The following is a 13,046-nucleotide window of genomic DNA, read 5'->3' on the forward strand; positions in this document are numbered from 1 at the left end:
CTTGCAAGTTCTTAATCGGATTTTTCTGACCCCGGAATCTGCGGTAGATTGGCCCGAATGTGCGAATAAAGCGATTCTGGAGCGGAGAGGTCGGCCTGGGCCGTAGCCCAGCTGCGGGGGATCAGGACGAAGGGTTCGGTCTGGGGACCGCCGAGTCCGCCGTGGCTGCTGGTCTGCTCCTCGAAGACCACGACCTTGCGCCGATCGGCGAGCCAGGTCCCGTTGAGCACGAGGTCGCCGCTGCTGGGATACGACACCAGCCTTGCCAGTTCGGGGGCCCAGATCTGGGGATCGCCATAAGCGGAGAGCGGATCGACACCCACCACCTCGCCGGTGGTCAGATTCCGCAGACCGCCGCGACCCATGGCCACCGCCTCGCCGCCGTCGAGGACCGCCGCCACCAGGCCGATGCCCGGATGAGCCGTCAGGGCCGACACCAGGCCGGGCACCCGGTCGCGGATGTCCTCGAGGACCAGGCGGCGATCGCAACCCTTGAGGTACAGGTGGGCCAGGCAGCCGGAGACGCAGACGGCGATCTCGGGAATCTCCGCGGCCTCGTCCGGAGGCGTGTCTGCAGGCACCGAGCGATGGGCCCGCGCTTCCTGGTCCGCTCCCGTGCCCCGGCGATCGCGGATGTGATCCAGGGTCCGCCGGCCGCGCCGGATCGCCCAGCCCTGCTGCGCCCCTCCCGAGGCCGTCTCGCGGAGCAGCACGTCGAGGTAGGCGGCATCGCCGGCCGAGGCGCCCTGGTCCACCACCTGCCCGGCCAGATCGGCCACCACCTGCCCCAGCGAGCGGCCGTAGAGGAGGCGGAACGGTTCGGACGGTGTCTGGCCGTGATCGCTCAGCAGGAGCACCTCGTAGTCCACCGCGGCATGCCGGCGCGCGAAACGGCGCAACTTGCGCAGGCCGCGATCGAACGAGGCCAGCACCACCTGGGCCTCGTAGTCGTCGGGACCGGAGAAGTGGGCCACGTCGTCGTAGCCCACGAAATTGCTGTAGATCACCGGCACGCCGCGCACCATGTCCTGCCGCAGCCAGAAGAAGCTGGTCTGACGCAGGACCGCGTTGGTCATGGCGCCCTGGGCCAGCTTGAGCACGTGCCCCTGCAACCGGGGTCGCCGGCGGCGGAGCAGGCCGAGCGTGCCCATGGTCAGGCCGCCCAGATAGTCCCAGATCCCCGAGAGCACCGCCTTGGTGTAGGCGTGGGGACTGAGATAGAAGAGGTTCAGATCGGCCTGCTCGTCGCGCCGGCTGCCGCGCAGCTCGGACAGGGCGCTGATGGTCAACAGGCGCTTGGCCGCCCCGCCCGACAGCAGCGAGCTGATGCACGACCCGCCCGCCAACAGCGGCGGATTCCCCGCCAGTTCGACCCGGTCCTCAAGCTGGCGCGCGGTGGCCGGGTTGCTGACCACCTTGAAGCGTTGCTCGGCGCGGTCGAACCAGCGGTACCCCGGCACGTCCCAGCGATTGCCATGGAAGAGTCCGGCCTGCACCGCAGGGGTATTGGAGGGCAACCCGCAGTGCCAGCGCTGCAGGCGATGGCTGCCGCTGGCCAGCAGCGCCGACAGCATGGGCAACCGGCCGCGGCGGATGGCCCGGATCAGGGCGCGCGTCGACAGGCCGTCGATCTGCAGGATCATCAGGCCCCGGTGCGCACCCAGGGATTGGCGCGGACCCCAGCGCCGCCCCACCCGGTAGATCAGGGTCTGCACCAGCGGGAACGCCTCGTCGAGACCGAGCCAGCCGATGATCGCCGTGGCCGTGGCCGTCATCACCAGCACGCCCAGGAACGCGTCGTGGAAACTGGTCACCACGAGGCTGGAATTCATGTCCGCGGTCCACTTGAGGATGAGCGCGTTGAACAGCAGCGAGGGCAGGCCGAGGGTGATGAAGTTCAACGGCAGGGTCAGGAACAGCATTAACGGCCGCAGCAGGATCATCAGCGCGGCGAACTCCACCGGCACCGACAGCGCCACCACCCACCAGGTGCGCGACGTGGTGTCAAAGTACAGGCCCGGGAAGATGCTGGTCGCCAGGAGCAGGGCCAGGACGTAGACCAGCCAGACCAGGACGTAGCGGCCGAGGATGCCCCAGAATCGCTTCACATCCTCCCTCTCGTCGGAAGATCAGCCGGCGGCGCGGCGCAATCGTTCCAGCACGCGTGGTCGGCCCACCGCCTCCATCACCTCGAAGATGCCGGCGCTGCGACCCTGGCCGCTGAGCGCCACCCGGGCCGGATGGATCAGGTCGCCCGCCTTGAGTGCCTGCGCCTCGGCCAGCTGCCGGACGACCTCCTCGTAGGCGGCCGCCGGGGCCGGTTCGCCGGCGGGCAGGCCCTGCGCCAGCGCGTCGGCCAGCTCCTGCAGGCGCTGGCGGCCGGTGTCGGTGGCCACGTGCTGGCCCCAGGCCTCCTGGTCGACGGCGAAGTCCTCGGCGTAGAAGAAGCCGAGCTGCTCGGGCAGGGTCCGCAGGCTCGAGAACCGGCCGCCGAGCATGGCGATCAGCCGATCGACGTAATCCTCGTGACCCGCGACCCCGGGCACCTGCCAGGCGGGGTCGTAGTGCCAGCCGCGCTCGGCGAGCAGGGGCAGCGCCAGCGCGCGCTTGCCCGCGGCGTCGAGGCGCTTGAGATGCTGGCTGTTGATGTACTCGAGCTTGTCGTAGTCGAAGGCCGCGGGGCTCGAGTTGACCTTCTTGAGCGAGAACTTCTTGATCAGGGCGTCGGTGGTGAGGACCTCGTCGCCGGCCGCGCCGATGGACCAGCCCAGCAGTGCCAGGTAGTTCACCATGGCCTGCGGGATGATGCCCAGCTTGCGGAACTCCTCCACCGAGACCGCGCCATGACGCTTGCTGAGCCGCTTCTTGTCCTGGCCGAGGATCATGGGCATGTGGCCGAACTTGGGCGGCTGCCAGCCCAGGGCCTGGTAGATCAGGAGCTGCAGCGGCGTGTTGCTGACGTGGTCGTCGCCGCGCAGGACGTGGGTCATGCCCATCTCGTGGTCGTCCACCACCACGGCGAAGTTGTAGGTGGGAAAACCGTCGGCCTTGAAGACCACGCGATCGGTGAGCACCTCGTTCTGGAACTCGCGCTTGCCGACGACGATGTCGTACCAGAAGGTCACGCCCTCGTCCGGGGTCCGCAGGCGCCAGGCGGGTTCGCGCCCCTCGGCCTCGTGGGCGGCGACCTGCTCGGCGCCGAGCTGGCGGCAGTGCCCATCGTAGCCGTCCCAGTGGCCGCCGCCGTCCTTGGCGGCCTGGGCGCGGCGCTCCAGATCCTCCTCGGTGCAGTAGCAACGGTAGACCTTGTCCGTCGCCCGCAGCTCGGCCAGCGCGGCGCGGTAGATGTCCAGGCGCTCGCTCTGGGCGTAGGGCCCGCAGTCGCCGCCCTTGCCCGGGCCCTCGTCCCAGTCCAGGCCCAGCCACTCCATGCCGCGCAGGATGGCCGCGGTGGACTCCTCGGTGCTGCGTTGCTGGTCGGTGTCCTCGATCCGCAGGACGAAGACGCCTTGCTGGCTGCGGGCGTACAGCCAGTTGAACAGGGCAGTGCGGGCGCCGCCGACATGGAGGTAGCCGGTGGGGCTGGGTGCGAAGCGGACGCGGACCTGGTGCTGGCTCATGGACCGAGGAACCTCTCGCTGGGGCGGCCGCGGCCGCCCGGGCCGGATGACGTAGCGGTGCGCCCCCGGCCGGGGCCGGGGGCGCTTCGTTTATAGTACACCTGGAGTCGGGCGGCAAGCGGGGTCAGGGCGACGGGGGTCGGGTCACCACCCTTGGCAGCACGGCCTCGCCCACGGGCTCGAGACGACGGGTGGGGTCGAGCTCGGCGGCCAGGCCGGCAAGATCGTCGCCGTAGAGCTCGTTGCAGACCGTGTCCGGGTCCTCGCCCTTGCCGATCCGGGTCAGGAGCTCGCGCAGAGGATCCAGTCCGCCCCGGTTCTCCACCAGCTCCCAGGCCATCAGGAAGGCGGTGTAGCCCGCGGTGCGGTACTGCACCTTGTCGGTCTCCTTGTCGGGATCGGGCGGGCCGGCGAGGATGGCCTCGGCCGCGTCGGGCGTCAGGATCACCGCCCGCTCGGCGCGGTACATGGCGAGATAGTTCAGGAACGAGGTGCCTTCCTCGCTGAGATACCAGCCGACCCCCTGGAGCAGCCACTGCGGCAAGGAGGCGCCGGCGGTCAGGTCGGCCAGCAGCCAGGTCGCCATGAGGTGATGCGCCGCGTGGGCGTCCAGGCCGCGGGCGCGCAGGATGGGCACCGGCTCGATGATGTAGCTGCCGTCGGGCTGCTGCTGGTACAGGCGGTGGAACTGGAAGCCGGTCAGCTCGGTGTAGTGGTCGAGGTTGTCGGGATTGACGATGCGCAGGGTATCGCTGCGGTCGTGGCCCAGCAGGGTCGACAGATCCCGCCGGGCCCAGTCCAGCAGCTCGATCATGGGCAGCATGTGCGAGGGGTCGTAGCCTGGATTGAACGACATGTGGAGGCCGCGGTAACGGATGGCGGCGGGGTCGATGAGCAGGTCGGGCCGCGGCAGGACCAGGGTGCCCCTGGCCAGGCTGCGCGGTCCATAGGTCTGGCCCTCGTCGTCGACGAACGGCTGGAAGCCCGGGTAGGCGTGGACGTGCATGTGGTCGGGGTAGCCCGCCGCGGCCAGCTCCTCGGCCGTGAAGCGGGGAAAGGTGCTCTCGAGGGTCAGCGGCGCCAGTTCGGCAGGATGGTGGGGCAGGTCGGCCGCCAGGGCCGTCCCGGCCAGCAGGCCCGCGATCAGGACGCTGCGCATCATGCTTCACCCCGCAGTTTCTTGGCTTCCTTGAAACACTGCTGGGCACGCTTCTCGCGGCCCAGGGCCTTGTAGGCCAGTCCCATGTTGTCCCAGGCCTCCGCGGTCTCCTTGATCTCGAGCACCAGGTTGTAGGCGTCCACCGCCTCCTGGAAGCGGTCGAGCTTGTAGAGGACCACGCCGTGGTTGAGGTTGGCCTTGTAGTGCTGCGGATCCTGCGCGAGGTAGGCGGCGAAGGCCTGCTCGGCTTCTTCCAGGCGCCCAGCCTGCATCAGGGCCACGGCCCGGTTGTACGCTGGTTCGGTGTTCTCCGGCGCGAGTTCCAGAGCCTGATCATACGCGGCCACGGCCGTGTCCCATTGCTTGGCGCGCCCGGCGGAGACCCCCAGGTTGTAGGCGGTCTTGGCATCGGGCTGCAGCGCCAGGGCCTGCTGGTAGGCGGGCACGGCCTGGGCGTACATCTTGCGCGAGTGGTAGCACTGGGCCAGCGCCAGCCAGCCGCCGGCGAACTCCGGGGCCTCGCTCGTGACGCGCTGCAGCGGCGCCGTGGCCGCGGCGAACTTCCCCTCGCGCATCAGGCTCAGACCGTAGTTGAAGACCACCTCGGTGGGGGTGTCCGGCGCCTTGATGGCCTCCACCAGGTATTTCCGACCCTCGGCGGCCTGGCCCAGCTTCATGTAGAGGTTGCCCACCTTCAGGCGCAGGCCAGGCGTGTCGGGGGCGATCTCGTAGGCCTTGACGTAGGCGTCCAGCGCCTCCTGGAGCCGTTCCTCGCCCTCGTAGACCTTGGCGGTGGCGAGCCAGGCTCCCGGCCGATCGGGATGGTCCTGGCGGCCGAGCCGTGCGGTGACCCGCGCCTTGAGGGCGTCGCCCGAGGCGAGCCAGGCCCCGGCGATGCGCGGCAGCAGCTCGTCCCGGTCGGGAGCCAGCTGGTAGGCGCGCTCGTAGAGCTCGGCGGCCTCGACGTACATCCCCGAGTCCTCGAGGATCTGTCCGTCCTGGATGTAGAGGATCAGCAGGTTGTTCTCGATGGCTTCGGCCTCGGCCAGCCCGTCGAGGGACTGCTCGGCCTCGGCCTGTTCGCGCCATTTCTGCGCGTAGGGCAACCAGGTCTCGAGCGTCCGCCGCTCGGCCTGGCCGTCGCCCTGGTCCTTCTCGAGCCCCGCCAAGAGCAGCGCCAGCCGGCAGACCTCGGCCGAGGGCGCCCGGCCCAGGGCCTCCAGGCCGTCGGTGTACGCCTGGCGCGCCGCGGCCTGGTCGCCGGCCTTGAGGTGCGCATTGCCCAGGAGTCGATAGGCGTCCAGGGCCACCGGCCCTCCGGTGTCGCGGTAGGCCTGCAGCTCGCTGATGGCCAGCTCGTAGTCCTCGAGCCGCAGGAACACCAGCGCCAGGTTCCGGTGGAAATCGGGATCGTAGGGCTTGGCCTGGACCGCGCGGATGAACGCGTCGCGGGCGGGCGCCCATTCCTCGCGCTGGGCGTGCGCCACGCCCAGGTCGTTGAGGAGATCGGCGAGCGCCGGACCGGTCTCGCCCCTGGCCTGCATCTCCATGATCCTCTGATTGAGTTCGGAGATCTTGGCCTCGTCGGTCTGCTCGGGGGTCAGACCCGAATCCACCGAGAACGAGGGCTGCGATTGACGGTCGGTCTGCGCCATCGCCGGCACGACGGCGAGCGCCAGGAACAGCAGCAGCCGGATGGGTGTCGGGATCGATCGGGGCATGCTCACTCCTTGGGGCACTGGACGGAGGCGCCACCACCAGTGGCGCCCCCCCAGAGTCTAGGTAGCCGGCGCCGGACTGTCCAGTTCCCCCCTTGAAAACCACACCGGACCTTGACGTTCCCGCGCGATGCCGTTCCTTTGCACATCATGATCAGGTTGCATGTTCTGGGCGCCGGCGGCGCCGTTCCCACCGCGAGCCATGGTCCGGCCGCCTACTGGGTCGAGATCGACGGCCAGGGCCTGTTGCTGGACCCGGGCCCGGGCGCCCTCGTCCGCCTGGTCCGCCAACCCGGCGCTCCCGAGGACGTGGATTCGGTCCGCACGGTCGTGCTGTCGCACCTGCATTTGGACCATACCGCCGATCTGGCCCCACTGCTCTTCGCGCTGCATTCGGTCCTCGCCCGCGAGACCGCCCCGCTCGAGATCGTGGGCCCGCCGGGCACCGCCGGGCTCCTGGACCGGCTCCGGCGCCTCTACGGTGAATGGCTCCAGCCCCGCTGCCGCGAGGTCCACGTGAACGAAGTCGATCCCGGACAGGGTCTGGTGCTGGACGGCGGCGGTCGGGCCGAGGCCTTCCTGGCCAGGCATGGGGAACGCCGCTTCGGAGAGGTTTGCCTGGGCTGGAGCTTCCAGGATGCCGCCGGCCGGCGCCTGGTCTACACCGGAGACACCGGCCCCTGCCCCACGCTCGACGCGGCGGCCCGGGATTGCGATCTACTGCTGGCCGAATGCTCCACGCCGGACGCTCTCGCCGTGGACGGACACCTCTCACCCAGCCGGATCATCGAGCTGGTCCGGAACACACGGCCCGGTCGGGTGGTTCTCACCCATCTGTACCCCCTCGTCGCGGCTCAGGCTCCCGAGCGGACCGTGGCCGGGGCCACCGGCATCGCCTGCGCCGCTGCCCAGGACGGCGACTGCTTCACCCTCGACGAGAAAACGGAGTCCACGTCGTGACGACCTCGATCGGCAAACGCTTCCTCGCCACCCTCGGCCTCCTCGTCCTGTTGACCGGTGCGGCCATGGCCCAGGACGCCGGACCGGACACCATCCGTGGCGACGACCCCGACGCCCCCGCGTGGATAGAGGGACACGGCGAGAACGAGCTCGTGCTGATCCACGGCCTCGGCGCCAACGCCACCATCTGGGACGAGCTCAAGCCGTACCTCATGAACGCGTTCAAGGTCTACACGTACGAACTGCACGGTCACGGCGAGACCCCACCCCTGGCCGACCCCTCGCTCGAGGGCGAGATCGCGGCCCTCGGCGAGTGGATGGCCGCCCAGAACCTGATCTATCCCACGCTGGTCGGTCACGGCCTCGGCGGCATGATCGCCATGCAGTACACCTTCGAACACCCTGCCGACGTGCAGCGGCTGGTGGTGATCGACGCCGGGCCGCGCCAGCTCGCCTCGCAGGAGGAGAAGGTCGCCGTGGCCGAGGCTCTCCTGGAGGATTACGACCGCTTCGTGGCCTCGCGCTACCTGGAGATCAGCCGTTCCCCCGAAATCAACCAACGCGCCATCGACATGGCCCTGCGCACCGACAGCACGACCCTGACCTCGCTCCTGCTCAGCAGCTTCGACTGGGATCTCACGCCCCAGCTGCCGCTGCAGTCGGTCCCCATGCTCATCATCGGCAGCGAGGCCTACCTGCCCGAGGACGGGTACGAGCAGCACTACCTCGAGCAATACGGCTACGGCACCGCCCGCGTGCTGTCGTTCAAGCGGATCGAGGGGACCGGACACTACCTGATGCTCGAGAAGCCCACGTACCTCGCCTCGGTGATCATCGTCTGGGTGCGTGGCGAGGAGTGGTATTGAGCGTCAGCCCTGGAGGAGTTCCAGGTCGGCGTCGACCATCATCCTGACCAAGGCCTCGAAGCCCACCGAAGGCTCCCAGCCGAGCCTTTCCTTGGCCTTGGTGGCGTCGCCCACGAGCTGGTCGACCTCGGCGGGACGCAGGAAGCGATCGTCCTGCACGACGTAGTCCTGCCAGTGGAGATTGACGTGGTCGAAGGCGATCTCGAGGAACTGCCGCACCGAGTGGGTACGGCCGGTGGCGACGACGAAATCCTCGGGATCCTCCTGCTGCAGCATGGACCACATGGCCCGGACGTAATCGCCGGCATAGCCCCAGTCGCGCTGGGCGTCGACGTTGCCCAGACGGAGCTCCCGCGAGAGGCCCAGCTTGATCCGCGCCACGCCGTCGGAGATCTTGCGGGTGACGAATTCGCGGCCCCGTCGCGGGCTCTCGTGGTTGAAGAGGATCCCCGAGACCGCGTAGAGGCCGTAGCTCTCGCGGTAGTTCACGGTGATGTAATGGCCGAAGGTCTTGGCCACCGCGTAGGGGCTGCGCGGGTGGAAGGGGGTCAGCTCGTTCTGGGGCACCTCGCGGACCTTGCCGAACATCTCGCTCGAACTGGCCTGGTAGAAGCGGGCCTCGGGACAGATCTCGCGCACCGCCTCGAGCATGCGCACCACTCCCAGGCCGGTGAACTCTCCGGTGAGCACGGGCTGGCTCCAGCTCGTGGGCACGAAGCTCTGCGCGGCGAGGTTGTAGATCTCGTCGGGCCGGACCTCGCGCAGCATCTGGGACAGGCTCGAGGGGTCGAGCAGGTCGGCCTGGACGAGCTTCACGCGATCGCGGATGTGGTCGATCCGTTCGAAGGTCTCGGTGCTCGACCGGCGTACCATGCCGGACACCTGGTAGCCCTTGGCCAGGAGCAGGTCGGCCAGATAGGATCCGTCCTGCCCGGTGATGCCGGTGATCAGCGCCTTCACGTCATGCACCCCTCACGGTTCCGAAACCGTCGCCACGGGCCCGCACCGCGCGCACAAGGCCCCTCCTCGTCTCAAGTTATCAGGCTCCAGCGGCCCAGACAAGAGCGGAACGAACCGGGTGACAATCCCTGGTTGGTTGGTCCTCGCGATGCTGTTATCCTGTCATAACGCGAACCAATGTGATCCTCGAACCTCAGCTGCGTCCAACATGAACAGGTACGGGCCAGACAACACGATCGACCCGCGGCCAGCCGATTCCGACGAGGAGCTGCTGGCCACCTGGCGAAGGGATCCGCAAGGTTCCCGGGGTCTGCATGCGGTCTCCCGGCTCCTGAACCGCTACCGCGACCGGGTCTACGCCTGGTGCTGGCGTCACGTTCGGGATCGGGAACTCGCCCTCGACCTTGCCCAGGAGGTGCTGATCAGCGCCTATCGCAACTTGGAATCGTTCGGCGATCGAGCCCGGTTCAGTTCATGGCTCTTCGCCATCACGCGCAACCGCTGCCTGAGCGAGTTGCGGAAGCACCGTCCGCCGCAGGAGAGCGAGGAACTCCTGGACCTCGTCGCCGACGCCCGCCCCACTCCGGAGCGGGACCTGCAGGAGCGCGAGGACGAATCCCGCCTGCGGGATCTGATCCGGACGCACCTGACGGTGGAGGAGCAGGACGCGCTCTGGCTGCGGTGCATCGAGCGGACCCCGGTGGACGAGATCACTCGGCTGCTGGACATCCGTGACAAGACGGGAGCCCGGGCAGTCCTGCAGAGGGCTCGACGTCGGTTGAAGGCAGTCCTGGAACGCTCCGAAGCGGGCGAGATGGAAGGATCATGATGGACCGCTGTCTGCGACCCGAGGATCTGGGTAGCGACCTGACGCTGGACGAGGTGAGCCGGCGCCATGTCGAGGATTGCCCGCGGTGCCGCACGCTCCTGCGCCAGTATGAAGACTTCCTCGCGGCGGCGACCTTGCCGGCCGAGGCCGCAGCCCACAGCGCCAGTGACGAACTGTCGCGACGGCTCGCCACGGTCATTCCGACCCTCACCCTGGTGGACGAGGCCGGTAACGGCAGCCGCCCTAGTCCGCGCAGCCATGACGAGCGATTCCGGCGCCGGTTGCCGCGCTCGGGACGACCTCTGCTGGCCATGGCTGCCATCCTCGTCTGCTGTCTGGGCTTGCTGGCGATCCGGCACCAGCTCCTGGCGCCCGAGCCCACCCTGCCCGGCAACCAGCCAGTCCTGCGCGGCGATCTGGCCGGCGGCGTGCGCTTGCTGCTGATCGACGACATCCTCGTCTGGCAAGCACCGACCGCCATCGATCAGACCGTGGTGGTGCTCTACGACGCGTCCCTCGCGGAACTGGAACGCATCCCGGTCACGGGCGCCGAGGAGCTGCCCCTCGCCGACTACCCACAGCGCCAGGCCATCGCTTACGCCCGCGTGTTCTTCCTGCAGGCCGGCGACGAGGTCGAGAAGAGCCAGATGCTCATGGTGCCCTGACCTGGCCCTGGAACCAGACGGTGTCGCACGCGTATCCTTCCCGGACCTCGCCCATCCACCACCGCTCCCCGGAGGCGCGTATGCACTGCACGTTCCGCTGCTCGTTGCTGCTAGCCACGCTGGTCGCCGCCTGGTCCGCCACCGCCGAGACCATCGCCAATCCCGCCGACGCCTCCGTTCGGGAGACCTGGACGCTGCAGGAGGTCTGGCGCGTCGGTGGCGACGACGACGGCGACGTCCTGCTCGGGCAGGTGGGCGTGGTGGTCTCCGGTCCCGACCGCGAGGTCTACGCGCTCGACAGCCAGCTCTGCCAGGTGCTGGTCTTCGCCGCCGACGGCACGCACCTGCGCACCCTGGGCCGCCAGGGCGACGGTCCGGGCGAATTCCGCCAGCCCGTGGGCCTCTTCCTGCCCGGCGACGGCACCGTGGGCGTGCTCCAACCCTTCCCGGGCATGGTCACGTACGTCGATGCCGCCAGCGGCCTGCCCCGCCATACCTGGCGACTCGGCCAGGACGATCCCCAGAGCGGAGGGTTCGGTTTCGTGGAGACCGCTCGCCAGCGTGGCGGGTCGTTCGCCGTCGCCGCCGCCAACGCGGCCTTCGACCTCGACAACCGCGAGATCCGCAACACCAACTTCCTGGCGCTGCTCGACGCCGAAGGCCACGAGGTCGTCCGTGTGGCCGAGGTCAGCACGGAGCGATCGCTGGTGCGCTTCACGGTGGATGAACTCGCGCAGTACTTTCCCGGCGAGCGCGGCCTCTGGGACCTGGGGCCCGACGGTCGCCTCTTCGTCGCCACGCGGTACGATGCCTTCACCATCGCGGTCCATCGCGGCGACGGGACCCTGCTCCACGAGATCACCCGCGAACACGACGCGCGCCGGCGCACCGAGCAGGAGAAGGAGGACCAGCGCAACAGCATGCAGATCGACATCAACGGCATGCGCCCGGAGATCGACTGGAAGCTCGAGGATCGGGCCCGCGCCATCGATCGCCTGCAGGTCCTCGACGACGGCTCGCTCTGGGTGACCGACAGCCACGGCGCCGACGGCTGGGCCGACGCCGGACGCATGGTCTACGGCGTGTTCGATCCCGCCGGCCGCCTGCAGCGCGAGGTGACGGTGGCCGTGCCCGAGGGTGGCGAGGGCCACCGCCTGGTGCTGCTGGACGATGGCCGGTTCCTGCTGATCAAGGGACTCGATTCCATCTCGATCTCGGTGAGCGTCGGCGACGACGATGAACTCAACGCCACCGACAACCTGGCCGAAACCCTGCTCGAGCTGGTCTGTTTCGAGGTGGACCGACGTGAGCGGCGCTGACCGCCGCTAGAGCTCCTCGATGAGGGTCCGCACCGGCCGCGCGTCGCTCATGATGTAGAAGTGGACGCAGGGCACGCCGCGCGCCACCAGCTCCTCCACCTGCCGTTTGGCCCAGCGCCGGCCGATCTCGGCGGCATGGCGCGGGCTGGCCGCCACCTCGTCGGCGAAGGGTTCGGGGATGGTCACGTGGAAGTGGCGGGGCAGGCTGGCGAGCTGGCGCTCGCTGTCCAGGAGCTTGAGCCCCGGGATGATGGGCACGGTGATCCCGGCCTCGCGGCAGCGGTGTTCGAAGTCGAAGAACAGCCGGTTGTCGTAGAACATCTGGGTCACCACGTAATGCGCCCCGGCCTCCACCTTGTCCTTGAGACGCAGGATGTCGGTCTTGAGGTTCGGCGCCTCGAAGTGCTTCTCGGGATAGCCGCCGACGCCGACGCACATGTCCACCGGCTCGCTGCCGGTGAGATCGTCGAGGTAGCACCCCCGACGCAGGTCGGCGAGCTGGCCGACCAGGTCACTGGCCGTGCGGTTGCGGGTCTTGTTCGGATCGGGCCGCATCACGCGCTCGGGCACGTCGCCGCGCACGGCGAGCACGTTCTGGATCCCCAGGTAGTTCAGCTCGATCACCGCGTCCTCGGTCTCCTCGCGGGTGAAGCCGGCACAGAGCAGGTGGGGCACGGTGTCGATGCCCCAGCGGTTCTGGATGATGCCGCAGATCGACAGCGTTCCCGGGCGCTTCTTGCGCACGCGCCGCCGGATCGAGCCGTCGGGCAGCTCCTCGTAGTTGGCCTCGGCGGCGTGACTGGTCACGTCGATGAACGGCGGCTTCAGCGGCGTGACCTGTTCGACCATGTCGATGATGTCGCGCAGGCTGCCGCCCCGCTTGGGCGGGATGATCTCGTAGCTGAACAGCGTCTCGCTGGCCCGGTCCAGATGCTCGGTCACGCGCATGG

General features: G+C 69.0%; 11 protein-coding genes. 5 read left to right on the top strand and 6 right to left on the bottom strand.

Annotation, left to right across the window (positions count from 1 at the left end; all coding sequences use genetic code 11):
• Positions 1-11: 11 nt before the first annotated feature.
• From IFSED24_RS09205 to IFSED24_RS09220, 4 genes are all read right to left on the bottom strand, one after another.
• Positions 12-2,108, bottom strand: a complete 2,097-nt coding sequence (locus tag IFSED24_RS09205) for a phage holin family protein (protein WP_491334925.1) — start codon at positions 2,106-2,108, stop codon at positions 12-14.
• Positions 2,109-2,129: 21 nt separating this feature from the next.
• Positions 2,130-3,620, bottom strand: coding sequence for a glutamate--tRNA ligase (gltX, locus tag IFSED24_RS09210; RefSeq protein ID WP_491334926.1), 1,491 nt, complete (start codon positions 3,618-3,620; stop codon positions 2,130-2,132).
• A 124-nt stretch (positions 3,621-3,744) separates the two neighbouring features.
• Positions 3,745-4,782, bottom strand: coding sequence for a hypothetical protein (locus tag IFSED24_RS09215; protein WP_491334927.1), 1,038 nt, complete (start codon positions 4,780-4,782; stop codon positions 3,745-3,747).
• Positions 4,779-6,500, bottom strand: coding sequence for a tetratricopeptide repeat protein (locus IFSED24_RS09220; protein ID WP_491334928.1), 1,722 nt, complete (start codon positions 6,498-6,500; stop codon positions 4,779-4,781). Before IFSED24_RS09220 ends, IFSED24_RS09215 begins: the two co-directional genes overlap by 4 nt.
• Before the next feature lie 147 nt (positions 6,501-6,647).
• On the opposite strand from IFSED24_RS09220, the gene IFSED24_RS09225 reads away from it, so the two are divergent.
• Together IFSED24_RS09225 and IFSED24_RS09230 are read left to right on the top strand one after the other, a co-directional pair.
• Positions 6,648-7,457, top strand: coding sequence for an MBL fold metallo-hydrolase (locus IFSED24_RS09225; RefSeq protein ID WP_491335042.1), 810 nt, complete (start codon positions 6,648-6,650; stop codon positions 7,455-7,457).
• The gene (locus IFSED24_RS09230; RefSeq protein ID WP_491334929.1) at positions 7,454-8,323 is read left to right on the top strand and encodes an alpha/beta fold hydrolase; all 870 of its coding nucleotides are present in this window, start codon (positions 7,454-7,456) and stop codon (positions 8,321-8,323) included. Before IFSED24_RS09225 ends, IFSED24_RS09230 begins: the two co-directional genes overlap by 4 nt.
• 3 nt (positions 8,324-8,326) lie before the next feature.
• Here the strand turns inward: IFSED24_RS09230 and gmd are convergent, their stop codons facing one another.
• The gene (gmd, locus tag IFSED24_RS09235; RefSeq protein WP_491334930.1) at positions 8,327-9,283 is read right to left on the bottom strand and encodes a GDP-mannose 4,6-dehydratase; all 957 of its coding nucleotides are present in this window, start codon (positions 9,281-9,283) and stop codon (positions 8,327-8,329) included.
• A gap of 208 nt (positions 9,284-9,491) precedes the next feature.
• On the opposite strand from gmd, the gene IFSED24_RS09240 reads away from it, so the two are divergent.
• The 3 genes from IFSED24_RS09240 to IFSED24_RS09250 all read left to right on the top strand — a co-directional run bounded on the left by IFSED24_RS09240 (position 9,492) and on the right by IFSED24_RS09250 (position 12,096).
• Positions 9,492-10,112: an RNA polymerase sigma factor gene (locus tag IFSED24_RS09240; protein ID WP_491334931.1), complete on the top strand. Its 621-nt coding sequence runs from the start codon at positions 9,492-9,494 to the stop codon at positions 10,110-10,112.
• Complete coding sequence (locus IFSED24_RS09245; protein WP_491334932.1) at positions 10,109-10,777, top strand: hypothetical protein; 669 nt, start codon at positions 10,109-10,111, stop codon at positions 10,775-10,777. The genes IFSED24_RS09240 and IFSED24_RS09245 overlap by 4 nt, the downstream gene beginning before the upstream one ends.
• A gap of 80 nt (positions 10,778-10,857) precedes the next feature.
• Positions 10,858-12,096 (top strand): hypothetical protein, encoded by a 1,239-nt coding sequence (locus tag IFSED24_RS09250; RefSeq protein WP_491334933.1) that lies wholly within the window; start codon positions 10,858-10,860, stop codon positions 12,094-12,096.
• 6 nt (positions 12,097-12,102) lie between these two features.
• Here the strand turns inward: IFSED24_RS09250 and IFSED24_RS09255 are convergent, their stop codons facing one another.
• Entirely contained in the window at positions 12,103-13,044 is a 942-nt protein-coding gene (locus IFSED24_RS09255; protein ID WP_491334934.1) for a methylenetetrahydrofolate reductase, read from the bottom strand.
• Positions 13,045-13,046 lie beyond the last annotated feature (2 nt).

Source organism: Candidatus Latescibacter sp. IFSED24 (assembly GCF_058273205.1).